Source organism: Acinetobacter sp., from assembly GCF_049284435.1.
Taxonomy (GTDB): domain Bacteria; phylum Pseudomonadota; class Gammaproteobacteria; order Pseudomonadales; family Moraxellaceae; genus Acinetobacter.
In genome coordinates this window covers 1-24,468 of sequence record NZ_JBAPXX010000042.1, presented here as the reverse complement: position 1 = coordinate 24,468, position 24,468 = coordinate 1, and the positions used below count along the sequence as shown (strand labels likewise).

Sequence of the window (24,468 nt, the reverse complement as noted above, 5' to 3'; positions counted from 1 at the left end):
GACTTGATCGATCGCTCGATTGAAATTACGATGGTGCCTGTATGCGACCCAGCATTTAATGCGAGCCGTGCACAGAAAATCTATCAAATGTTTAGAGACCGCATACGCGAGTTGACTCCGAAAGAGTTTCAGAACCTTTTACGTCCTGCATTTCAGGAAGATGAATGGATTCTGATTTTATTGGGTGGGGTAACCGGTTTTATCGCGGGTTTAATCCATTTGTTTGTGGCTTTCTTATAATGAGATGCCGGGGGACACAATCGGGCGATTGTGGTCGTGGCGTCATACATATTGTTTAAATGAGGATGTTTATATATGCGCATTATCTTACTCGGACCACCTGGAGCAGGTAAAGGTACACAAGCTCAGTTGATCTGTAAGCGCTACAATATCCCACAAATTTCAACCGGTGATATGCTCCGTGCTGCAATTCGTGAAGGAACTGAATTAGGTCTACAAGCTAAAAGTGTCATGGACAATGGCGGTTTGGTTTCTGATGAGTTGATCATTGGTCTGGTGAAAGAGCGTATTGCGCAACCTGACTGTGTAAATGGCTGCATTTTTGATGGTTTCCCGCGTACCATTCCTCAAGCAGAAGCTTTGGAAAATGAAGGCATCAATATCGATCACGTGATTGAAATTGATGTACCAGATGAAGAGATCGTACAACGTCTTTCTGGCCGTCGTCAGCACCCGGCATCTGGCCGTGTGTATCACATCGTTTACAATCCGCCAAAAGTGGAAGGTAAAGATGATGAAACTGGTGAAGATCTGGTTCAGCGTCCTGATGATCTGGAAGCAACCATTCGTAAGCGTCTAGGTTCTTACCATACTGAAACCGAGCAACTGGTCGGTTTCTACCAAGGTCGTGCAGCGTCTGGTGAAAATGCACCAACTTATGACAAGTTAAACGGTTTACGTCCAATCGATGAAGTTCAGACTGATCTTTTCGCGATTCTGGATCAGGCAAAATAATCGGCTGACGATGATTTTGACAATCGGAGAGCCCTAAGTCATATTAGGGCTCTTTTTTATTGCGTATTTGAACAGGGTACTTGTTGCTATGAAATTTGGCGTATTGGTGTTGATGGTAGTCTTTCTGGCAGTACTGGTGGGTCTGTTCTATATCAGTTTTAAAATGCTAAACAAAGTACGTCAGGAAGAACGTGCAGAAAATGCAGCGAAGCGACCTGAGCGCCAGCTCCACCCAAAATTACAAGCTGAACTTGAACAGCGCAAGCAGCAGGAAAAGGCTGAACAAGATCAGGATAAATAATCCACAATGGTTCAGCTCAGCTAAGAATCCAGTTTGAAAGAAAAGCAGAATTCTCAAAGTCGATAAAAAGGTGACACATTGGTCACCTATTTTTATCCCAGCTTAATCGCACCGTTCTATTCAGCAAGCTCAATATTTTTTACTGCAATCGAGCGGGCTGCGCCAAACTCGAATCGGTCGGGCCAGTTACACACATCGGATACTACACATTCATGACATTTCGGTTTGCGTGCAATACAAGTATAACGACCGTGTAAAATCAGCCAGTGATGTGAATCAATGATAAATTCCTTGGGAATGACTTTGACCAGACGGTGTTCAACTTCCAGTACATTTTTGCCAACCGCTAGTCCGGTACGATTACCTACCCGGAAAATATGGGTATCAACCGCCATGGTCGGTTGACCAAATGCCGTATTCAGCACCACATTCGCCGTTTTACGACCTACACCCGGCAGGGCTTCAAGATCCGCACGATTATCCGGTACCACGCTATTGTGCTTCTGAATCAGCATCTCGCAGGCTTTAATCACGTTGACCGCTTTCGAGTTATATAAACCAATGGTCTTGATATATTCCTTCAAGCCGTCCACACCTAGCGCATAAATTGCTTCTGGTGTATTGGCGACTGGAAAGAGTTTGTCTGTGGCTTTGTTAACGCTGACATCGGTGGCTTGAGCAGAGAGCGTGACCGCAACCAGCAATTCAAAGGGATTGGCATAATTCAGCTCGGTTTTTGGGTTAGGGCGCTGTTCACGTAGGCGTTCAAAAAAGGTCTGAATCTGCTTTTTGGTCATGTTTTTAACAGGCTTGGTCTTTGCTGTGGTCATGTTCTATCCCTGTAAAGCCTGTAATTGCTGTGTCAGTTCTTCCAGTTGGGTACGTTTTCGAGCATCTTCACGAACCGAAAGTTGTTTTTCCAGCTTTTTGATTTGGGTACGTAGTTTTGCCAGTTCAATCGTGGTCTTGGAATCGAGGGCTATAGGTGCATTCTCTGGCTTGCTCGCGACTTCAATCACGGGAAGTTGCTCATTTAAAGCTGAGAAACGGGCAAACAGGGCAGTATCGATTTCTGCACGGACTACAGGTCCCTTACGATCGGTACGCCGTTTTTCTTCACGCTGGATGTGGGCATAGTAACGCAGACGCAGATCATCCTGTTCTGCAATGCGCTGTGCTTCAGTCGGTAAGGGCTGTGGATCTTTAACCAGATCAATACAGTCTACCGGACAAGGCGGAATACACAGCTCACAGCCGGTACACAGGTCGGCCAGAATGGTATGCATCAGTTTACCGGAGCCAATAATTGCATCGACCGGGCAGGCGCTAATACATTTGGTACAGCCAATACATTCATCTTCACGAATTACAGCTTTGATGCGCTGAGGTCGACCATCGGCTTGAACTGGCCAGATACTTTCTTCTGCCACAAGTTTAGGACGATTTAATAATGCAGCCAAAGCATCGGCAACAGGCTGTCCGCCCGGCACACATTTATTGGCATTTTCACCCTCAGCAATCGACTGGGCATAAGGTAAACATCCGTCACGGTGCCCGCAGAGTCCACATTGGGTTTGAGGGAGTAAAGCGTCAATCGATTGGACCAGAGAAATGGGCGAATTCATGTATAACCAGCGTTACTCATGGCAAGCATGAGAGAGTAAGTGAAACAAAATATGTCGATTCATTAATTTTAACATACTTTTAAACTACTAAGTCGTGCGCAATTAAGGGTCAAGTTATGCCTTATTATTAGGCATAAATCTGAATGTAAGCCTTGATTCGATTGGCATTTCCTGACATAGGAAAAAATTTCATAATCAATATAAATATTTGTTATCAAATTAATTTTAAAGTATTTTCAAAAAAAGTATTGTAGATTAGTTACAAAAGATATTTAATATTTTGCGCCAAAATTTAACATTGATTGTAAATTTGACCAATTTTGATCCATTTTCTGCTGAGGATTAAGCGTTGAAATACAACACACTTAATGAGTTCCTAGATTACGTAAAATCACGTGATGCACATCAACCAGAATTTCTTCAAGCTGTAGAAGAAGTGATGACCAGTTTGTGGCCGTTCATTGAAAAGAATCCACAATACGCAGCACATGGTTTACTAGAGCGTCTAGTTGAGCCAGAACGTGCGATCCAGTTCCGAGTTTCTTGGGTAGATGACCAAGGTCAGACTCAAGTAAACCGTGCGTTCCGCGTACAATACAACTCAGCGATCGGTCCATTTAAAGGTGGTATGCGTTTCCACCCTTCAGTGAATCTTTCAATCCTAAAATTCTTAGGCTTTGAGCAAACATTTAAAAATGCTTTAACCACACTTCCTATGGGTGGCGGTAAAGGCGGTTCTGATTTTGACCCTAAAGGCAAATCAGAAGGCGAAATCATGCGTTTCTGCCAGGCTTTAATGATCGAGCTGTATCGTCACCTTGGTGCGAACACAGATATCCCTGCAGGTGATATTGGTGTAGGCGGTCGTGAAGTGGGCTACATGGCCGGCATGATGAAAAAATTAAGTAACGACACTGCATGTGTATTCACTGGTAAAGGTTTAACTTTCGGTGGTTCATTGGCACGTCCGGAAGCAACGGGTTACGGTACTGTGTATTTCGCTGAGGAAATGCTCAAGTCTCGTGGCGAAAGCTTCAAAGATAAAGTCGTTGCGATTTCAGGTTCTGGTAACGTTGCGCAATATGCTGCTGAAAAAGCAATGTACCTCGGTGCGAAAGTGGTTTCACTTTCTGACTCTGCGGGCACAGTTCACGTTAAAGACGGTTTCACTGATGCGCTTCTTGCTGAAGTCATGGAACTTAAAAATGTAAAACGTGGCCGTATTTCAGAGTTCGCTTCTAAACACGGTTTCGAATATCTTGAAGGACAACGTCCTTGGGGTATCCAGTGTGATATCGCATTGCCATGTGCGACTCAAAACGAACTGGATGCAGACGACGCTGCTAAACTTCTTGCAAACGGTGTAATCTGTGTAGCTGAAGGTGCGAACATGCCTTCTACACTTGAAGCGGTTGAGAAATTCGTTGAAGCGAAAATTCTTTATGCTCCAGGTAAAGCATCAAATGCAGGTGGTGTTGCAACTTCTGGTCTTGAAATGTCGCAAAATGCATTGCGTTTAGGCTGGACTTTCGAAGAAGTTGATGAGCGCTTACACGCAATCATGAAAGAAATTCACCGCAACTGCGTAAAATTCGGTACTAAAGAAGACGGTACTGTGAACTATGTAGACGGTGCAAACATTGCTGGCTTCGTAAAAGTTGCTGATGCGATGCTTGCTCAAGGTGTATTCTAAGTCTGACTTAGTCTAAGCTGAAAAAAACCGGGGCTGTTGCCCCGGTTTTTTTATGTCTGGTATTTTTAGTCTTAGAGAGCACCCTTAACTAATTCACGCTCAACCGCCATATCAAAAATATAGGCATATTTCGATTGATCAGCTGCCGGATGCTTGATTTCAAAACGTTTGACCCGAATAATCTGCCGTTCATTCGGTGAATGCTGAAAACCTTCAATCTGATCATAAAATAAAGTCCAGTCCTTATCCACCTGAGTTTTCAGGCCATTCTGATCATATGTCACTTCTTTGACTTGCAAGCAACTTTGTTGGGCTACGCCGGTACATTGTTTAGTGTCGGGGGAAATTTCCAGAAAAATTGTTTCAGCCTGACCTTGGTATTTGGTTTCCGGAGTCATTTTCCCGGTAAATTCATATGCTTGACCATTTTTGGCCATCAACGTCAGGGTCGGCTTATTAGGATTCGTAGCATTGAGCGTAAAAGGAATGTCACGCTTCTGCAAAAGCTGGCTGACAAAACGTTCCTGCTCCATCAATGCTGCATCGCAGGCCATTTCAGTGCCTACAACTTCGCTGGTGGTGATGATATTGTTTTTGACTGACCAGGTCGTCCCGAGTCCATTACAGCCCGTCACGGCGCTCAGCCGGCCTTGAGCGTTGAAACTCAGTACAACGGGTCGTTCTAATCCACGATTCAGTTCCCAGTGATAGGCTGGAAGAATCTGATCTGCATTTTTTTGTTGAATGATGGTCACTGCAAGATCTCCAGCTTGCTGAATATCACTGGACTGACAGGCTGCAAAAGTTAAAGGCAATAATGCCAGCACAATAAATTTTAATTTCATGGACTTATAATGAAGTATATAAAGTTCAAACAATAATAATGGATAGATTGCAAAAAAATATGGATACATTTCGCAGCTTTGAGTTGCAAAATGTATCCATCATTAAGATTTTAGCGCTGAAGCAAGATTAATCGAAGCGATAAATATCCATGCCGAGTGAACCCATGGTAAAACTGCTATGCACCAGACTAAAACGCTGACCTGTACCCATCGCAAAGAAAATCGGAGCAAAATGTTCCAGCGTTGGATGATTCCGCGCCATATGTGGAATATTGGACCAGTCCAGTACCGCGTCATAATCACTGTGTGTCAGTTTATGCACCACAAAATTACGGAAACCTGAAGCCCATTCGGGTACATCAGCAGCCGTTCCATCCCAAGACAATTCACGTAAGTTATGGGTAATACTGCCTGAACCAATCAGCAAGATTTGCTGTTCACGTAAAGGTGTGAGGCTTTGACCAATCTGATAAATCTCATCCGCGCTCATCGACATGGGTAAGGAAATTTCTACCACGGGAATGTTGGCATCTGGATACATATGTAGCAGCGGCATCCATACACCATGATCACGCGGACGGGTACTGTTGGCATGTGCAGAAAAACCGGCATTGGCCAGCAAGCCTAAGATCTTTTCGGCCAGTTCAGGATTTCCCGGTGCAGGATAGCGCAATTGATACAGTTCGGGCGGGAAACCACGAAAATCATGCCAGGTCTCTGGGCGAATTGCGCTACTGACTTCCAGCGCATCACTTTCCCAATGCGCGGACATCACAATAATCGCTTCCGGGCGTGGCAGATTTTCGCTCAAACGATGCAAGGCAGGACCCACTTGCTCAGGATTGAGCGCCAGCATAGGAGAGCCATGAGAAATAAATAAGCCGGGCAACGTTTGTAAGTTCATAATTCAAACCACATCTAGAAGATGCCTCAATAATGCATGAAAAATAGAAATAAGAGCAGGAGAGATTATTCAACAAAACGTTGCATATAAAGAACGCTTCAGCAAAATCATTAGCCTGCCCGATGATAAGGATGATTATTGTTGATGCTCATGGCACGATAGAGCTGCTCAATCAGCATGACACGTACCAGTGGATGCGGCAGGGTTAACTTGGAAAGTGACCAGTGCCATGCCGCGGCTTTACGCACGGCTTCCGAGTGACCATCTGGCCCGCCAATCGCAAGTGCTACATCATTGCCTTCCAGCATCCAGCCTTTCATTGTTTCAGCCAGTTTTTCGGTACTGAATTCGCGTCCGCCCACTTCTAGTGCAATCAGGGTTTCATTCTGCTTGAGCGCATTTAAAATGCTATCGCCCTCAATATTGCGGTATTTCAGAATATCCGCTTCAGAATCATTTTTCCCGCGCTTGGCCATCGGCAGTTCAATAATCTGGGTCTGTACAAAAGGCTGAATACGCTTGAAATAATCTTCAAAACCAGTCAGCACCCACGCTGGCATTTTTTGACCAATGGTCAGGATACGGATTTTCATACAGACAGATCAATAATTGGATACCTCATTATAACGATCAAACAACACGAAGTTGAGCTGGGAAACAAATTGAAATTGAAATGAGAGATTTAGTGTTGCTTTAATGTCCGTAGTTCAAGTATCCGCTTGATAAAGGAATGGAATAATAATAAATGCGGAACAGTGTCATGATAAAAGGATGTTGTACTGTGCTGCTGTTGCTGATAGGCCTCATGGGGCAAAGTCTCTGTGCAGCCAATTCGAGCAAAAATGCTCAGGTTTCTCATCTGGAATTATTTTTTAGCCAGATCATGAGTGTCGATGAATACCGAAATTATAAAAATCTGAAAGAGCTGAATCGGGTATCTGCCTGGATCAAAGGGCAGATGCAGCGCTTTGGCATTCCATGCCAGTTTCAGGTTTATGTGGTCAATAACCTGAGTTACCGAAATGTCATCTGTAGTTTGGATACTCAAGCCAAAACCAAGATGGTGATGGGGGCACACTATGATGTCTTTAATGCCCGATACGGTGCTGATAATAATGCCTCAGGGGTAGCGGGTTTACTGGAAACGGCAAGACTACTCGCTTTGCAAAAATCCAAGCTCAAACATGATGTCGAATTTGCTTTCTATACTCTGGAAGAGCCGCCTTTTTTCAAGACAGAACATATGGGCAGTTATATGCATGCCAAGTCTTTAAAAAAGCAGAAACAGAAAATTAAGGGCGTAGTGATTCTGGATTCGATTGGCTATTTTGATGAACATCAGGTGCAGAGCTATCCGGTAGGGCTGAAATGGATTTATCCACGACATGGCAATTTCATTGCAGCCATTGGGCATTTAGCCTCAACTGGCCTGACTGGAGATTATTGTGATGCCATGCAGCATTTTAACCGTCTGGAGTGTCAACGCTTTGTCAGCCCAAGTTTTGCTCAGGATATGAATTTTTCTGGTTATTTGAATTATGCCAAATTCAACTATTCGACCATGCTGATTACCGATACTGCGAGTTATCGTAATCCTTATTACAATACCGAATTAGATACTTTAGACAAGCTTGATCTGAACAAGATGACCCATGTGATTGATGGACTGGTTGCGATGGCGCTACAGCCATAATTCAGTTGTTTTATTTAATAACTCAATAAAAAACCCTGCCGAAGCAAGGTTTTGATATGAAGTATCAAGTCTTAATGACGCGCTGCTTTCGCTTCTTCTTTGGTTTTCACAATAGGTGCTTTAACCAGAGCTTTTGGCAAAGAGGTCAATGCCAGCGGTAAAATCTCATCAATCGATTTCACTGCTTTGATTTCTAAACCTTCTTTCACATTTTCTGGAATTTCCGCCAGGTCACGTACGTTTTCCTGTGGAATGAACACCAGCTTGATGCCACCACGATGGGCTGCAAGCAGTTTTTCTTTTAAACCGCCGATACGCAGTGCACGGCCGCCCAGACTGGTTTCACCTGTCATCGCGATATCCGGACGAATCGGGATACCAGTAAACGCAGAGACCAGCGCCGTAGTGAGTGCCAAACCTGCTGATGGACCATCTTTTGGTGTCGCACCTTCCGGCAAATGCACATGAACATCGGTTTCTTCAAAGCGCGAGGCTTCGATGCCAAGCTCATCTGCGCGGGTACGTACCACAGTCATCGCAGCGGTAATCGATTCTTTCATAACATCGCCTAAAGAACCGGTGGTAATGAACTTACCTTTACCCGGAACTGCCGCAACCTCAATGGTCAACAATTCGCCACCAACCGAAGTCCAGGCCAGACCATTGACACGGCCGATCTGTGCTTCTTCTTCCGCCATACCGTAGTCAAATTTATGTGGACCCAAGTAGTCTGGAAGATTGCCTGCATTAACTTCAATATGAAGGTTTTTGGCTTTCTTGCTGACTGCTTCTTTTACCACTTTACGTGCAATTTTGGATACTTCACGTTCAAGACTACGTACACCCGCTTCACGGGTATAACGACGCACGATGTCACGAATCGCTTCTTCATGCACAGTTAACTCTTTAGCACGCAAACCATTATTTTTAATGGCTTTTGGTACCAGGTAGCGGTCAGCAATATTGACTTTCTCTTCTTCGGTATAACCTGGAAGACGAATCACTTCCATCCGATCCAGCAAGGCTTCAGGAATGTTCATGCTGTTCGCAGTACAGATAAACATTACTTCAGACAGATCCAGATCTAAATCCAGATAGTGATCACTGAACTTGTTGTTCTGTGATGGATCGAGGACTTCGAGCATCGCAGAGGCCGGATCGCCACGGTAGTCTTGTGCCATCTTGTCGATTTCATCGAGCAGGAACAACGGGTTTTTTACGCCCACTTTAGTCAATGACTGCACGATTTTACCTGGCATCGCACCGATATAAGTACGACGATGACCACGAATTTCTGCTTCGTCACGTACACCACCCAAGGCCATACGCACAAACTCACGACCTGTTGCTTTGGCAATCGATTCACCGAGTGAAGTTTTACCTACACCTGGAGGACCGACTAAGCATAGGATCGGGCCACGCAGTTTTTTTACACGCGATTGAACCGCAAGATATTCCACAATACGGTCTTTGACATCGTCCAGACCATAGTGATCTGCATCCAGAATTTCCTGTGCCTTGTTCAGGTTAATGCTGACTTTGCTGGCTTTATTCCACGGTGTATCCAGAATGACTTCCAGATAGTTGCGAACGACTGCTGCTTCACTTGAAGCAGGCTGCATCGCTTTCAGTTTACGGAATTCGTTTTCAGCTTTCTTGCGTACATGCTCAGGCAGATCTGCTTCAGCAAGACGTTTTTCAATTTCAGCAACATCATCTTCCGCGCCGCCGTTCATATCAGAAAGCTCACGCTGAATGACTTTCATTTTTTCATTCAGGAAGTATTCGCGCTGGTTTTTTTCCATCTGACGTTTCACCGAATCATGCAGGGTCTGCTCAATCTGCTGTTCTTCAGATTGCTGCAATAGATAGGTCATCAGCTCAGTCAGATGTGCTTCGAATTCGTCCTGTTCCAGGAATTTCTGTTTGACATCAATATTCAATGGAACACGGGTTGCTACAAAGAATAATAACTGTAACAGGTCTTCAATTTTGTTGGCTGCGGTGATCAGTTCACGCGCATTACGTAGCTTCGCTTCTGCATATTGAGCGAAAAGCGCACGTAATTCTTGCAAGCGTACGGCTTGGGTGTCTTCATCAACCGTAACCGTCATTGGGCTGAGTTCATACTCTGCTGTCAGATACTCATTTTCGTCAATGATGGTTTTCAGCTTGGCACGATGCAGTCCTTCAATCAGGACTTTGATACAGTTTTCATCATTTTCATGATTCACAACTTGCACAATCTTCGCGACAGTACCGTATTGATATAAATTGTCGTGATCAATTTCTTCTGTAAGCGAATCTTTTTGCGCAACCACAAATACTAGATTGTCACTGTTACGAGCCACATCAACTGCATTGATCGATTTTTCACGACCGACAAACAGCGCAATTTGCATGTGCGGATAAACCACCACATCACGCAGCGCTAAAAGGGGTAGTACACTTGGAACCTGAGGCTCTAAGGTTTCTTGATTCATAATAATTTCAGACATGAGCACTCCTAATGAGTGACAACGGTGTTGCCATGTTTTTAATAGTGATGGGTAATTTTAAAAATACAAGGGCAGTTAAGATTAAATTGTATAAAAAATGACTAATTATGTGATTTTAAAGTAGTTAGTAAGGGTAAAATTGCAAAATTAACGTTTGAACTTTATAAAAATTGTCGGGGTGATTAAGGCATCAAGGGGCTGATCCCATGTTTCACGTTTTAACGGCTGTGCCAGTAGTTGAAAGTCATGCGCCAGACCCAGACGGAACGGACGCCCGGGCGCAGATGCCAAGGTACGATCATAAAAACCGCCGCCCATACCAATCCGTGTGCCCGAAGTATCACAGGCCAGTAGCGGCATGAGCAATAAATCCAGTTTGGAAACATGCACACCACGGGTGCTCATGGGCTCTCGCATACCCAGCCGATGATGGGCAAAGCGCTTGTTATGATATTGATGCTGACTGATCCGAATCCAGACCAGCTGCTGATTCATGTCGCAAATTGCAGGGAGATACACCTGTTTGCCCAGTTTAAAGCAGCGTTCAATAATCGCCTGAGTCTGAATCTCCCCAAAAGCATGCAAATACAAGCCAATACGTTGGGCATGAATAAATTCTGGACTGCGGATCAGACGGTTTAGGACTTTTTGTGCGGACTGCCTTTGCTCAAATTTAGAGAGATGACGACGCGTTTTACGAAGGTATCTTCTTAATTCATGAATGGTCATAGGGCAAAAGCATATGCAACAAAATTGTGCTCTAGTCTAAGTGGGAATTCTTGAAAAGTAAAAAATAATTATGAGCTGCAATTTTATATTATTCCGTATCTGCTTATTTAAATTCGGCTAATTTTGCCGTCATTCTCAAAGTTCAAAAACTAAAAAGCTGTTGCATCACTGGTTTTTAAATTGTCATGAGAAGGGATATTCAATCTAGTTGATTCACGATTTTCCAAGCAATCCATCGTTCAGTGACAAACTCTGGAAACGCATCAGTTTAAGCACTTTGAAACAGCTTTCGATCAATAAAAATACAATTCTAAAATAGGTTTATTCTGTTTTTTGGTGAAAGATAGACAAGGGATCATATGACTATTCTCGACTGATATATGAGACACATTGTACTTAGGCAGAGCGCGTAAGACCTAAATCAATGGAGATTGAACATGATGAATATTGCGAAGAACACCATCTGCCTTTGGTACGATGACGATGCCGAAGGTGCAGCACGATTTTATGCAGAAACCTTTCCAGACTCCTCCATTGACGCGATCAACCTTGCACCAGGAGATTATCCCTCCGGAAAAGAAGGCGATGTTATCACCGTCGAATTTACGGTGATGGGCGTTGCCTGCATTGGACTGAATGGTGGCCCTGACTTTCAACACAACGAAGCATTTTCATTTCAGGTGGCGACTGAAGACCAGGAAGAAACAGACCGATACTGGAATGCCATTGTTGGCAATGGCGGTCAGGAAAGCGAGTGTGGCTGGTGTAAAGACAAGTGGGCCATTTCCTGGCAAATTACGCCAGTGGTTCTGATCAATGCCTGTAACAGTTCTGACCGTGCTGCGGCCAAGCGCGCATTTAATGCGATGATGACCATGAAAAAAATTGACATCTCCGTGATCGAAGCGGCATTTCGTGGTTAAGCGCCAAAGATATTATCTTTCATTGCAGTTGATATTGCTGTGTAGCGCAATTTCACTGCAACAGTTAAATCTTCTCCTTTCTTTTGATCAACTCAAATTATCCCTCAACTCTATAAGGATACGTTACAAAAATTACAGATTAATCCAACTTGATCTGAACTTAAACCCAATTTCTTCATGATGATTCAAGGAGAATGTGCCATGAATTTTCCTCAATTACTGCTTATGGCGGGATGGGTCGCGCTGTCTGCACCTGCCGCTTTAGCCGTTGAACCGCCCATGTCGGGCAAAGCCAGCTTAGGCGCAGCTTCCTCTGCCGCCGATAAGAAAGCCATTGCAAGTGCCATGACTGCCGCACCTAAAAAAGTAGCTGCTGCGGCCACGATTGTCGCTGTCGGTGCAGATGGCAAAATGCGTACCTTGCGCAAAGGCAATAATGGTTTTACCTGTATGCCGGATAATCCGACCACTCCGGGTCCAGACCCAATGTGTATGGATCAGGCCGCTCTAGAATGGGTAGAAGCCTGGATGGGGAATAAGCCGCCCACAGTCGGAAAAGTAGGCTTCATGTATATGCTGGCAGGCGGCACGGATGCCAGTAATGTCGATCCCTATGCCAAGAAGCCTAGTGCGGGCAATCATTGGGTCAAAACGGGTCCCCATGTCATGATCGTCGGTGCTGAAGCTCGTTTCTATGATATGTATCCTAAACATACGCAACCGGATACCGCTGTACCCTATGTCATGTGGTCTGGGACGCCTTATCAGCACTTAATGATTCCTGTGAAGTAATGAATTATCGCAATGACAAATGCACGCTGATTCAAACTTTTCAATTCAGGTATTTAATACACTCAATTTTTATTACTTCCCTAAACTATAAATAGAATAGTTCACTTAAAAGCTCATCAACAGATGGGCTTTTATATCAGCATTGCAAAAGTTGAAATGATGCAGATCATGCAATATGAGTTCCAGAATAATTTTTGCACTGAATTGAAAACAGGCTGAACCAAAAACAACCATCCAATGAAATTTTCCCCAATTTATATATCTTAAATTTTATTAAAATATTGAAAATAATATAAAAAATTAAACTGGCATAAGTTCTGCATAACTGTATTCAAACTTGGATACAAGATTGGATACAGAATGCTTCATCAGAAAATGATCGGCTGGACAGTCCGAAAGTGGCGCGATGTCCATCAGGAAAAACAGCTTGCACTGAATCATCTTGCTCAACGCACTACCCATGTTGAGGTGGGTGAACTTATCTGGATTTCAGTTGCGACTGCTGCACCTCTTCAAGCAAAAATCGATGCATTTAAAAAGCTGTATTTGCGGACGGTATGCATCAAAGGCTACGACAGAGAGCAGCGAACATAGTCGATAGCGGGTTTATATGCAGCAGCTGAATCAGAAAAAAATGAAACAGATCCATTCAGCAGATTCAAAAAATAGATAAAATAATAGGGGATTCATATGTTTAAGACTGTACTGATTGCAAACCGCGGCGAAATTGCCGTTCGTGCCATTCGCACATTAAAAAAAATGGGCGTAACCAGTATAGTCGTCTATTCAGAAACGGACCGTTATGCACAGCATGTGATTGATGCAGATATTGCAGTGTCCTTAGAAGGTGCCAAACCAAGCGAGACCTATTTAAGTATTGAAAAGTTGATTGTTGCAGCCAAGAATACTGGGGCTGAAGCAATTTTCCCCGGTTATGGTTTCCTTTCAGAAAGTGCTGATTTTGCGCGTGCCTGCGAAGAAAATAATATTGCCTTTATGGGGCCAACACCGGAGCAGATTCTGGAATTCGGCTTAAAACACAGGGCGCGTGAACTTGCCGCAGCTGCCAATGTACCGATGACTCCCGGTACTGGTCTGTTGAATAGTTTGGATGAAGCCTTAACTGAAGCTGAAAAAATTGGCTATCCGATTATGCTAAAAAGCACTGCAGGCGGCGGCGGGATTGGCTTGACCCGTTGTGATGATGCCGAGGCACTGCAGGAGGCATATGAAAGTGTAAAACGTTTGGGCGAGCAGTTCTTTAAAGATGCCGGGGTATTTTTGGAATGCTTTGTGGATAAAGCCCGTCATGTCGAAGTTCAGATTTTTGGAGATGGACAGGGACAGGTTGTGGCCTTGGGTGAACGGGATTGTTCATTACAGCGCCGTAATCAGAAAGTTGTTGAAGAAACGCCAGCGGCTCATTTACCTGAAGCGACGCGACAAAAACTGCATCAGGCGGCAGTTGAACTGGGCAAATCGGTGAAATATCGCAGTGCCGGTACGGTTGAGTTTATTTATGATGCAGCACGTGACGAGTTTTATTTCCTTGAAGTGAATACCCGTTTGCAGGTGGAACATCCTGTCACTGAAATGGTGACCGGTTTAGACCTGATTGAATGCATGTTGAAAATCGCAGCAGGCGATACTTTGGATTGGAAGCATCTAAGCAGTATTCAGCCTCAGGGTGCAGCGATTGAAGTACGAATCTATGCCGAAGATCCAGTCAAGAACTTCCAGCCGAGTCCAGGGATTTTGACCGATGTCTTTTTTCCGGAAAATGTCCGGGTTGATACCTGGGTGAGTACCGGAACTGAAATTTCCCAATACTTTGACCCGATGATTGCCAAGATTATTGTGCATGCTGAAGATCGTGAAACTGCGATTACGGCTCTTAAAGCGGCACTGGCTGAAACCCGCCTAAATGGGATTAGTACCAATCTGGATTATGTGCATACTGTTATTTCAGATCCACGTTTTGAGCAAATGCAGATCTGGACACGCATGCTGGATGATTTCAAATATGTGCCGAATGTGATTGAGGTAATTCAGCCGGGTACGCAAAGTTCGATTCAGGATTATCCGGGTCGTGTCGGGTATTGGGATATTGGTGTACCGCCTTCAGGCCCAATGGATGATTATGCCTTCCGGCTGGCCAATAAAATTGTCGGGAATGCCGAGGCAGCCGCCGGGTTCGAATTTACCCTGCAAGGTCCGACCCTCAAGTTTCATACAGACAATATCATTGCTTTAACTGGCGCACCTTGTCCGGTAATTCTGGATGATGAAGCAGTAAATTTCTGGCAGCCTATTCAGGTAAAAGCAGGGCAAACCCTAAAAATCGGACAGGTTGAATCCGGCTGCCGGACCTACCTAGCCGTACGAAATGGTCTGAATGTACCGGAATATCTGGGTAGCCGTTCTACCTTTGCTTTAGGTGATTTTGGTGGACATGCAGGCCGAGTATTACGTGCTGGCGACATGATTAAGATGGTGAATCCTGAGCTGCCTGCCGATGGTCTACCTTTAGCGATTGCAGAACCTGAAGCTTTGGCAACAGCTCTGATTCCAAGTTATGGCAAGGAATGGAAAATTGGTGTGCTCTATGGTCCGCATGGAGCACCTGATTTCTTTAAAGCTGAATATATTGAGGAGTTTTTCGCGTCAAGCTGGAAAGTGCATTTTAACTCGAACCGGTTAGGTATCCGTTTAACCGGACCGACGCCAAGCTGGGCGCGTGAAAATGGCGGTGAAGCGGGTCTGCATCCATCCAATGTACATGACTGTGAATATGCCATTGGTGCAATCAACTTTACCGGTGATTTCCCCGTAATCCTTGCCAAAGATGGTCCGAGCCTGGGGGGCTTTGTCTGTCCGGTGACCATTGCCAAAGCTGAACTCTGGAAAATTGGTCAACTGAAAGCCGATGACACGATTAGCTTCTATCCAATCTCGGTAGAGCAGGCCAATGCGCTGGAGCGGCAGCAAATTCAAACCCTCCAAAACTTTGCCAAGGGAGAGATGACCCACGAGGCTGAAATCGTTGCAGTTCAGGCAGAAAGTATCCTGGCATTGCGTGAAGCCACACCAGATGCACCAAAAGCTGTATATCGTCAGGCAGGTGACAGTTATATTTTGCTGGAATATGGCGATAACGTACTGGATTTGGCCCTGCGCCTGCGCGTACACCGCTTGATGCAACTGATCCGTGAAGCTGATCTTGACGGTATCTTGGAATTGTCACCTGGTGTGCGATCCTTGCAGATTAAATATGATGGTCTGCAGTGTAGCCAGCAGCAACTGATTCACTTCCTGCTTGGTCTTGAAGAACAGATGGGCGATTTACGTGACATTAAAATACCTTCAAGAATTATCCATTTACCCATGGCCTTTGAGGACTCAGCGACTCTGGGGGCGGTTGAGCGTTATCAGGAAAGTGTCTGTGCCAAAGCCCCATGGCTACCGAATAATGTCGATTTTATTCAGCGTATTAATGGTTTAATTCACCGCCAACAGGTCAAGGACATCATTTTTGATGCCAATTATCTGGTTTTGGGGCTAGGAGATGTGTATCTGACAGCACCTTGTGCAGTGCCGATTGATCCGCGGCACCGCTTACTCAGTTCCAAATATAATCCGGCACGTACCTTTACCGCTGAAGGCACAGTCGGGATTGGCGGCATGTATATGTGCATTTACGGCATGGACTCGCCGGGTGGTTATCAATTGATTGGCCGTACCGTGCCGATCTGGAACAAGTTTAAAAAGAACAAGCAGTTTGGCGATCAGCAATGGTTTTTACGCTTTTTTGACCAGATTAAATATTACGAGGTCACTGAGGCCGAACTGGATCAGTTCCGTGCTGATTTCGCCCATGGTCTGGCAGAAATTAAAATTGAGGAATGCGAGTTTGACTTTGCAGCATATCAGGATTTCCTTGCTGCAGAACAGGATAGTATTGCCGCTTTTAAAGCACAGCAGCAAGCTGCTTTTTGTGCCGAGGTGGAACGCTGGAAAGACGATTTTGATGCACCTGTAGAAATAGAAGTGGTGCAAGATGATACCGATTACAGCCAGTATGTTCCTCTCAACGCCTCTATGACCGGCAATATCTGGAAGATTTTTGTAGAAGCTGGGCAGATTGTGAAAAAAGGCGACACGGTGGCCATCATTGAAGCAATGAAAATGGAGTTGCCGGTCTATGCTGACGATGATGGCATCGTTAAAGCGATTATCTGCCGTTCGGGTCAGACCGTGCATAGCGGTGAGCCACTGGTCTATATGGAGTAATGGATTCAACCTATGACACTTGTCCGCAATCCGGCCACTAAAGCGACAGGAAAAAGCTCAGACAATCTGTCTGAGCTGGTTTTTCAGCAAATTAAAAATGACATTTTTGACTTTAAGCTGATGCCGGGAGAACGGTTTACCGAATCGGAAATTGCTGAAAGTTATGCTGTAAGCCGTACACCTATTCGGCAAGCTTTGTATCGTTTGCAGCAGGAAGGCTATGTCGAGGTTCAGTTTAGAAGTGGTTGGCAGGTCAGGCCGCTGAATTTTAAAGCCTATGAAGAGTTATATGATCTGCGAATTTTGCTGGAATGTTATGCAGTCGAACAACTTTGTCAGATGCATGAAGATCAGTTGAAAGCTGCTCTGGAAATTTTGATTCAAACCTGGTGTATTCAACCAGAACAGTATGTCTATGATCTCAGACAGTTATCCGCACAAGATGAAGCATTTCATTGTCATTTGGTATTTGCAGCCGGCAATGCAGAAATGGCGAAAATTCACAGTGAGATCAGCGAGAAAATTCGCATCATACGCCGTCTGGATTTTTCCAAGGATTATCGGGTTACAGCGACCTATGCCGAGCATCAAAAAATTTTAAGGGGATTACTTGCACAAGATGCAGCGTTTTGTGTCTCTATATTAGATGCCCATATCCGACACAGTCGTAATGAGGTGAAAAAAATCACACTAGAAATGTTGTCCTGTCGTCCTGCATAAGCTACTCATGATGCATGAGCTTTAAGAAATCCAGCCTCGATCAAATAATGGAGCGAACTTTAGAAATTACGCTAAGAACAGACTGGATGGCTTGGCATTAGTTCATTTAAAGATATAAACTGCTTTTTACAATAAGAAAAACATCAGACCTGACTCAAAATTGATAACCAATTCATAACCAGAAAAAACAAGAACCCGCTAGTGGCATCTCAAATTGTTTTTTAAAGTAAGTTGAGGATGATAATAACAAGAGATAAAAATGCTTCATCAGCCTATTCAACTTTTACTTACGGGTGCCAGCTGTGCACTTCTCCTAACCATGACTGGATGTACCATGCCTTCCAAGTCGCCTATCAATGACAGTTATGGTTCCCAGCCACATTTGCCCAAACCAAAATCAAGCTTGCTGCCTACAGTCAATATTGCGCCCGCCAAAGGTTGGCCTGAAGGTAAAATGCCGACACCAGCAAAAGGTTTAAAAGTTCAGGCATTTGCTAAGGGATTGCAGCATCCGCGCTGGCTATATGTATTGCCGAATGGTGATGTGCTGGTGGCTGAAACGGATGCACCGCCCAAGCCAGATGATAGCAAAGGGATCAAAGGCAAAATCATGGAATGGGTGATGCAACGTGCAGGTTCATCGCATCCCAGTGCCAACCGTATCAGTCTACTTCGGGACAGCAATGGAGATGGAGTGGCTGAACAAAAAACCGTATTTTTACAGAATCTCAATTCTCCATTTGGCATGGCGCTAGTCGGTAATATGTTGTATGTGGCGAATACTGATGCCCTGATGCGCTTTCCTTATCAGAACAGTGCGACTCAAATTACAGCAGCAGGCATCAAGGTACTGGATTTACCGGCAGGTCGTTTAAATCATCACTGGACCAAAAATGTCATTGCTAATCCTGCCGGCAGCAAACTCTATATCACGGTGGGTTCTAACAGCAATGTCGCTGAAAATGGCTTGGATCAAGAGCAGGGCCGGGCACTGATCATGGAATTTGACATAGCCAGTGCTCAAGCGCGACCTTTTGCCACCGGATTGCGTAATCCGAATGGCATGGATTGGCAACCCCAGAGCAGCACACTTTGGACGGTGGTGAATGAACGTGATGAGCTCGGCAATGATCTGGTTCCTGATTACCTGACCTCTGTCAAAGAAGGCGCTTTTTATGGTTGGCCCTATAGTTATTATGGCCAACATGTAGATACCCGGGTCAAACCGCAAAACCCTGCTTTAGTTGCGCGGGCAATTCCACCGGATTATGCATTGGGCAATCATACTGCATCATTGGGCTTGGCCTTCTATAGGGCAGATCTGATGTCTCAATATCGAAATGGGGCGCTGATTGGCCAGCATGGTTCATGGAACCGCAAACCGCATAGTGGCTATAAAGTGATTTTTGTTCCCTTTCAAAATGGACAACCGATGAGCCCGCCTCAAGATATTTTGACTGGATTCTTAAGCGATCAAGGCGATGCATATGGGCGACCGGTCGGTGTGGCGGTAGATTCCTCAGGCGCCATTTTGGTTGCTGATGATGTCGGTGATGTGATCTGGCGAGTATCACCCTTGAGTAGACCAGCTGCAGTAAGTAAATAAAGGTCTAAGGATTCAGGGTTTTATTCAGATCTAGACCTGTTGGATAGCAAGGTTGAAGCAAAGAATTTTCATTCAAATGTCAATACTTTGATTGAAAATATGCAAAGACTAGCGGATTTAAAATAATTTTTAAGCTTCATTTAAGCTGGCTGAATTAGGCTTTCAGGATATTTTTAAGCGTGATTACAGCATGTACAGAGATTATGCTAATCCTATTAAAAATATAAAAATCTTAGTGTTAGTTTTAAGTGCCAATCAAAACTGGATATAAGAATTTACAACATGGCAAAAGAGGATTTTAAAAATGAAATCAATTATTGCATTTATCTTCCCTTGGTCATTATTTATGACCCTTCATCGACCAGCCGAAGCGACAGTGTGCTTAATACTTCAGATTTCGATTTTAGGCTGGATTCCTGCTGCAATCTGGGCGATGCATACTTTATATCGGGACAAAATCGCCTAAAAAATAGAGGAGTGAGTTACTAAAAAGCTTTTTTCATCTTTATTTAACTTAAAGCAATTTAAGCTCTATATTTTTTATAGTTAAATATTTTTTTCGCATTCCAGATGATGAATACATCGATAAAATGAATCTAGAGGAATGTCCGAGAGAAATACTACAAAATTAAAATAAGAGGAAATTCAGGAAAAATTATAATTATATTTTGAAAAAGAAATTGAAGTACTCCGAAGATGCCGCTGCATGTGTCGTTACCCTGAACCCGATGAGTTCAAGGAGGATGCGACGTATACTTGCTGGGTTTCCCATACGGAGATGGGCATACACTCTAAATATACAGAACACACCCATAAGTGTTAGTATCGGCAGGGGAATAGACCCGCTGGCGAACACCTCAGAGTTAAGTTAATTATAAACAATAATCCCAGTGTGGCAACTCTATGCTGTTCATGAACTGTAAACAGTTCGGTCGAATGTCCGAAGTTTAAACAGAATTCGAGATTATTCAGTCAGTTCTTCAACTTCTTCTAAAATAGTTTGTAACAAACGCTCGCAATGCGCATATTGTTGCAGTGATCTGTTCATATTCAAGACCTCCTGCATCAGCTCAAGTGCCACCATAATAATCAGCTTGCTAGGTTCCATGCGTGGTGCTTTACGACGAAATTCATCGTATTTCTCATTCAATAACTGTGCCGCGCGCTCTAATTCTTCCTGCTTGTCAGGAGTGGAGGCCAAACGGAAACTATGCCCCAATACTCTGAGATCAATTGCAATTTGTTCACTCATGATGAGGCTTCCTCAGTCGCTTCAGTCGGATGGGCCAGTTGTTGAATTTCCTGTGCATGATGATCCTGCGCAGTACCGAGAATCGCCAGACGTTGAATAATCGCTTCAACCTTGGCTTTGGCATTTTCATTTTTCTGGGTTAAACGTTCAGATTCCTGAGTCAGACGCTGAATTTCCTGCTGGGCATGACGCTGTTCAATGATCATCTTTTCCTTAACCACGCGCAGTTCATTTCGTTCAGCCAGAATTTCCTGAAAACGGTTTTTCAGGTCGGTACAGCTTTTTTCCAGACGGCCATAACGGTCTGCCAGTGCAGTTGCATCATTATTAAGCAGTTGAAATTGGGCACGAGAATCCGTCAATTGTTCTGTCAGATTTTCATTTTCTTGTTGTTTTTGCGCAATCACGCTGTTTTTTTGTTCAATTTGCTGTTGATGTTGCATCATTGAAGAGTCTTGCTCTTCGCGCAAACTGGAATTTTCACTTTCAAGCCGTGCAAGTCGCGTTTTTAACACGCCGATCTGCACTTGTAGACGCTGTAATTCTTCTAACATATCGAGGTCGCACAGTGTTGCAAACAAAGGTAATATATAAGCAGTATAAAGATTGGATAAACGAATGCAAGACGATATTTCAGGTTGGACCGAATGGCACCGCAATTTTTCTTCAATTGAGGAAATTTCTAGCCCTAGCGAACTACATGGTTTGCTAACTGGCATTGTTTGTGTCATCCAGGCGCCAAGCAGTGAAGAGTGGTTACAGATTTTAGAAACACTGGATGTACCTGAACTGGATGCCGAAGCATTAGAGTTATTGACGGGCGAAGCTGAAGATGTGTTCCATGCACTGTCTGAAGATGAGCTGGATTATTTACCTTTGCTGCCTGATGATGAGCATGTGCTTTCAGAACGCGTACAGGCTCTGGCGGACTGGTGTGCCGGCGTGGTCTTAGGTTTCGGACTGGCTTCAGGACATATCCGTCAGGATGAAGTTGAACTGATTGAACATTTACAAGATGTAGCCGCAGTTGAATTTGAAGATTCGGACGATGATGCCGAAGGTGAAGAAAGCTATCAGGAATTGTACGAATTTGTACGTCTGATTCCTGTCAGCCTGTCTTTAGGGCGTAAAAAGGTAGAAGTTGAAGAAACGCCACTCTTACAGCAATTTAGTCAAAAAAATCAGCCTAAAGCCGCTGCTACAGAAGCGCAAAGTGTGGTCGAGATTTTCTCACCTAAACGTCCAAGCTGATGAAATGCTGAGGTGAGTCATCACCTGCTTGAAATCAGGCATATATTTTGCTGTTTACAGTGAAATCTATAGTCTGATTTCAAGACTATATTCTAAATAAAAGTATTGATCGATAAGAAGTAAGGTGTAATGAAGAAATTGACACAGGCAGTTTTTGAGGAACGTCGCGCAATCCTCGCAGGGGAAATCGGTTTACGCAGTATCGCTATTATCGCGACCAGTCCGGTAGCCATGCGTAACCGTGATGCAGATTATAAATACCGCGCAGACAGTAGTTTCTTCTATTTAACCGGATTTGCGGAACCTGAAGCTGTGGCTGTGATTGAAACCTTTGACACTGAAGAAGAAGGCTATAGTTACAGTTTGTTCTGTCGTGAACGTAACCGGGAAATGGAAATCTGGAACGGCTACCGCGCGGGTATTGACGGGGCTATTCAGGATTATGATGCAGATGAAGCCTATGCGATTGATCTGCTGGATGAAGAAATTTTAGAAAAGTTGCAAAATAAAGATCAGTTATTTTATCGCATTGGACAGCATGCAGAGTTTGATGCGCGTGTCGCCAAATGGATTGCAACTGCAAGTGGTGAAAGCCGTCGTGGTACTTCTGCGCCAGCGCAAGTAATTCAGCTGGACCGTATTGTCGATGAAATGCGTCTGCATAAAGATGCAAATGAAATTGAACTGATGCAGATTGCTTCTGATATTTCTGCTGATGCACATACTCAAGCGATGCTAGCAGTACGTCCGGGCATGATGGAATATGCGCTGGAAGCCGAGCTGAATTATATCTTTGGCAAAAATGGCGGTGTTCCGGCCTACAACAGTATTGTCGGTGGCGGTCAGAATGCCTGCATCCTGCATTATGTAGAAAATGACAAAGAATTGAAAGATGGCGATTTGGTCCTGATTGATGCTGCAGCTGAATATCAGTTCTATGCTTCAGACATTACCCGTACCTTTCCGGTGAATGGTAAATTCAGTCCGGAACAGAAAGCCTTATATAACGTAGTACTGGATGCTCAAATCGCTGCGATCAATGCCGTGCAAATTGGTAACTCGTATAAAGAACCGCACAATGTTGCAGTGCGTATTTTGGTGCAGGGCTTGCTCGATCTTGGCTTGATGCAGGGTAATATCGACGACATTATAGAAAAAGAAGCTTTCCGTCAGTTCTACATGCATGGTACGGGACATTGGCTCGGTATGGATGTGCATGATGTCGGTGCTTATAAGGTTGATGGTGAATGGCGCTCGTATGAAGAGGGCATGGTTGTGACTGTTGAGCCGGGTCTCTACATCGCGCCTGATGATGAAACAGTGGATTCCAAATGGCGTGGAATTGGCATCAGGATTGAAGATGATGTGGTGGCCACTGCAAATGGTCCGCTGGTTTTAACTGCGAAAGTTGTCAAAACGGTAGAAGAGATTGAAGCGTTAATGGCGAAATCCCGCGCTGCTTAATTTGAGAAAAAATACAGAAAGCCGATCGCGAGATCGGCTTTTTATATGACATTTCTATGCCGTTTTAAACAAGAATTCCTAGCTATATTGCATCGATCAAAAAGTAATTTAGCTTACGTTTATATCGAACAAGTCAAATAAAACTAACCTAAGTAAAATTTACAGCTTAAAAATTGACAGGAAGTCAACACAGAAAATCCGTTTTTAGCATCAAAACAACATATTAAATGCGCTGAGATTCTCATACTTTCTCTGATCCTTAAATAAACTTAAATAAGAGCAGGAGAACACTTATGAGATTAAATACGATTGACTGGATTGCTTATGCTTTAACAATCATTGGTGGCATCAATTGGGGCTTAATTGGTGCATTCGATTTTAATTTGGTCGCTGCGATCTTTGGTGATATGAGCGCCTTATCTCGAATTATTTATGTATTGGTTGGTTTGTCGGCATTGTACCTGATCTATACAGGAACGAAGCTTGGAAAAACAGTACACCATACAGATCATCATACCAATGTTGTGCGTTAAGCTAATCCTCCTGCGCGAGTTTCTTACAAGATAGGATAATGTCTTCGAGTAACTTGTCGAGAGGATAAAATAGTGTGGAAGATAAAGAAACCTCGGTATATTTCCGGGGTTTTTTATATAGGTGTTTATACGTTATTAATAGAATCATCCTCAGATCTACAACAATGCCTAGCTAAAGATTAATGATCACTGAATAGCCACCGATTTTGTAGACACTCTTTAGTTAGATATGGACTGCCACCACTCTCCTAGACAAATTTAGTCTATTCTTTTTGCATAGGAGAGAACCTTATGAGTGGACAACGATATACCCCAGAATTTAAAGATGAAGCTGTTAAATTGATTACTGAACGTGGATATTCTGTCACTGATGT

At 44.0% G+C, this 24,468-nt stretch carries 24 protein-coding genes, 1 other RNA gene and 1 pseudogene; 16 read left to right on the top strand and 10 right to left on the bottom strand.

What is annotated here, in order from left to right; genetic code table 11:
* The 3 genes and pseudogenes from WAK81_RS03220 to WAK81_RS03210 all read left to right on the top strand — a co-directional run.
* Positions 1–240, top strand: a pseudogene (locus tag WAK81_RS03220) (hypothetical protein); the annotation flags it as partial.
* Positions 241–315: 75 nt separating this feature from the next.
* Positions 316–975, top strand: a complete 660-nt coding sequence (gene adk / locus WAK81_RS03215; protein ID WP_422195661.1) for an adenylate kinase — start codon at positions 316–318, stop codon at positions 973–975.
* An 88-nt stretch (positions 976–1,063) separates the two neighbouring features.
* Entirely contained in the window at positions 1,064–1,276 is a 213-nt protein-coding gene (locus WAK81_RS03210) for a hypothetical protein (RefSeq protein WP_005262313.1), read from the top strand.
* 116 nt (positions 1,277–1,392) lie between these two features.
* Here the strand turns inward: WAK81_RS03210 and nth are convergent, their stop codons facing one another.
* Positions 1,393–2,106 (bottom strand): endonuclease III, encoded by a 714-nt coding sequence (gene nth / locus WAK81_RS03205; RefSeq protein ID WP_422195660.1) that lies wholly within the window; start codon positions 2,104–2,106, stop codon positions 1,393–1,395.
* Between the two features lie 3 nt (positions 2,107–2,109).
* A complete protein-coding gene (locus WAK81_RS03200) occupies positions 2,110–2,901 on the bottom strand; it encodes an RnfABCDGE type electron transport complex subunit B (protein WP_422195659.1) in 792 nt (263 codons plus the stop codon).
* 349 nt (positions 2,902–3,250) lie between these two features.
* Here WAK81_RS03200 and gdhA point away from each other — a divergent pair, with 349 nt between their 5' ends.
* Complete coding sequence (gene gdhA / locus WAK81_RS03195; RefSeq protein WP_422195658.1) at positions 3,251–4,594, top strand: NADP-specific glutamate dehydrogenase; 1,344 nt, start codon at positions 3,251–3,253, stop codon at positions 4,592–4,594.
* 71 nt (positions 4,595–4,665) lie between these two features.
* Here the strand turns inward: gdhA and WAK81_RS03190 are convergent, their stop codons facing one another.
* The 3 genes from WAK81_RS03190 to rlmH all read right to left on the bottom strand — a co-directional run bounded on the left by WAK81_RS03190 (position 4,666) and on the right by rlmH (position 6,936).
* Positions 4,666–5,439: a DUF4377 domain-containing protein gene (locus WAK81_RS03190; RefSeq protein WP_422195657.1), complete on the bottom strand. Its 774-nt coding sequence runs from the start codon at positions 5,437–5,439 to the stop codon at positions 4,666–4,668.
* Positions 5,440–5,566: 127 nt separating this feature from the next.
* Positions 5,567–6,343, bottom strand: a complete 777-nt coding sequence (locus tag WAK81_RS03185) for a DODA-type extradiol aromatic ring-opening family dioxygenase (RefSeq protein WP_422195656.1) — start codon at positions 6,341–6,343, stop codon at positions 5,567–5,569.
* Positions 6,344–6,453: 110 nt separating this feature from the next.
* Positions 6,454–6,936, bottom strand: a complete 483-nt coding sequence (gene rlmH, locus WAK81_RS03180) for a 23S rRNA (pseudouridine(1915)-N(3))-methyltransferase RlmH (protein ID WP_004646335.1) — start codon at positions 6,934–6,936, stop codon at positions 6,454–6,456.
* Positions 6,937–7,103: 167 nt separating this feature from the next.
* On the opposite strand from rlmH, the gene WAK81_RS03175 reads away from it, so the two are divergent.
* A complete protein-coding gene (locus WAK81_RS03175; RefSeq protein WP_422195655.1) occupies positions 7,104–8,036 on the top strand; it encodes a M28 family peptidase in 933 nt (310 codons plus the stop codon).
* A 71-nt stretch (positions 8,037–8,107) separates the two neighbouring features.
* Here WAK81_RS03175 and lon read toward each other — a convergent pair whose 3' ends face one another.
* The gene (gene lon / locus WAK81_RS03170) at positions 8,108–10,534 is read right to left on the bottom strand and encodes an endopeptidase La (protein WP_422195654.1); all 2,427 of its coding nucleotides are present in this window, start codon (positions 10,532–10,534) and stop codon (positions 8,108–8,110) included.
* Between the two features lie 147 nt (positions 10,535–10,681).
* Positions 10,682–11,263 (bottom strand): 5-formyltetrahydrofolate cyclo-ligase, encoded by a 582-nt coding sequence (locus tag WAK81_RS03165; protein WP_422195653.1) that lies wholly within the window; start codon positions 11,261–11,263, stop codon positions 10,682–10,684.
* A 440-nt stretch (positions 11,264–11,703) separates the two neighbouring features.
* Between WAK81_RS03165 and WAK81_RS03160 the strand changes: the two genes are divergently transcribed.
* From WAK81_RS03160 to WAK81_RS03130, 7 genes are all read left to right on the top strand, one after another.
* On the top strand, positions 11,704–12,186 hold the full coding sequence (locus tag WAK81_RS03160) for a VOC family protein (protein WP_422195663.1): 483 nt from the start codon (positions 11,704–11,706) through the stop codon (positions 12,184–12,186).
* A gap of 201 nt (positions 12,187–12,387) precedes the next feature.
* The gene (locus tag WAK81_RS03155; protein ID WP_422195652.1) at positions 12,388–12,978 is read left to right on the top strand and encodes a hypothetical protein; all 591 of its coding nucleotides are present in this window, start codon (positions 12,388–12,390) and stop codon (positions 12,976–12,978) included.
* A 360-nt stretch (positions 12,979–13,338) separates the two neighbouring features.
* Positions 13,339–13,572 (top strand): hypothetical protein, encoded by a 234-nt coding sequence (locus tag WAK81_RS03150; protein ID WP_422195651.1) that lies wholly within the window; start codon positions 13,339–13,341, stop codon positions 13,570–13,572.
* A gap of 96 nt (positions 13,573–13,668) precedes the next feature.
* A complete protein-coding gene (gene uca, locus WAK81_RS03145; protein ID WP_422195650.1) occupies positions 13,669–17,268 on the top strand; it encodes an urea carboxylase in 3,600 nt (1,199 codons plus the stop codon).
* 12 nt (positions 17,269–17,280) lie between these two features.
* Positions 17,281–17,988, top strand: a complete 708-nt coding sequence (locus WAK81_RS03140) for a GntR family transcriptional regulator (protein ID WP_422195649.1) — start codon at positions 17,281–17,283, stop codon at positions 17,986–17,988.
* A 319-nt stretch (positions 17,989–18,307) separates the two neighbouring features.
* On the top strand, positions 18,308–19,594 hold the full coding sequence (locus tag WAK81_RS03135; protein ID WP_422195662.1) for a PQQ-dependent sugar dehydrogenase: 1,287 nt from the start codon (positions 18,308–18,310) through the stop codon (positions 19,592–19,594).
* A 304-nt stretch (positions 19,595–19,898) separates the two neighbouring features.
* Positions 19,899–20,060, top strand: a complete 162-nt coding sequence (locus tag WAK81_RS03130; protein WP_422195648.1) for a YqaE/Pmp3 family membrane protein — start codon at positions 19,899–19,901, stop codon at positions 20,058–20,060.
* A 217-nt stretch (positions 20,061–20,277) separates the two neighbouring features.
* Here WAK81_RS03130 and ssrS read toward each other — a convergent pair.
* From ssrS to WAK81_RS03115, 3 genes are all read right to left on the bottom strand, one after another.
* A non-coding RNA gene (ssrS, locus tag WAK81_RS03125) (6S RNA) lies at positions 20,278–20,461 on the bottom strand.
* Positions 20,462–20,558: 97 nt separating this feature from the next.
* Complete coding sequence (locus tag WAK81_RS03120) at positions 20,559–20,846, bottom strand: cell division protein ZapA (RefSeq protein ID WP_422195647.1); 288 nt, start codon at positions 20,844–20,846, stop codon at positions 20,559–20,561.
* On the bottom strand, positions 20,843–21,400 hold the full coding sequence (locus tag WAK81_RS03115; RefSeq protein ID WP_184412545.1) for a hypothetical protein: 558 nt from the start codon (positions 21,398–21,400) through the stop codon (positions 20,843–20,845). Before WAK81_RS03115 ends, WAK81_RS03120 begins: the two co-directional genes overlap by 4 nt.
* Before the next feature lie 64 nt (positions 21,401–21,464).
* On the opposite strand from WAK81_RS03115, the gene WAK81_RS03110 reads away from it, so the two are divergent.
* The 4 genes from WAK81_RS03110 to WAK81_RS03095 all read left to right on the top strand — a co-directional run.
* Complete coding sequence (locus WAK81_RS03110; RefSeq protein ID WP_422195646.1) at positions 21,465–22,097, top strand: UPF0149 family protein; 633 nt, start codon at positions 21,465–21,467, stop codon at positions 22,095–22,097.
* A 129-nt stretch (positions 22,098–22,226) separates the two neighbouring features.
* Positions 22,227–23,561, top strand: coding sequence for a Xaa-Pro aminopeptidase (pepP, locus tag WAK81_RS03105; protein ID WP_422195645.1), 1,335 nt, complete (start codon positions 22,227–22,229; stop codon positions 23,559–23,561).
* A gap of 293 nt (positions 23,562–23,854) precedes the next feature.
* Positions 23,855–24,094 carry a DUF378 domain-containing protein gene (locus WAK81_RS03100; RefSeq protein ID WP_064101454.1) on the top strand — a complete coding sequence of 80 codons (240 nt, stop codon included), beginning with the start codon at positions 23,855–23,857 and terminating at the stop codon, positions 24,092–24,094.
* Between the two features lie 291 nt (positions 24,095–24,385).
* On the top strand, positions 24,386–24,468 hold an 83-nt coding region (locus tag WAK81_RS03095), incomplete at its 3' end, for a transposase (RefSeq protein ID WP_032013650.1).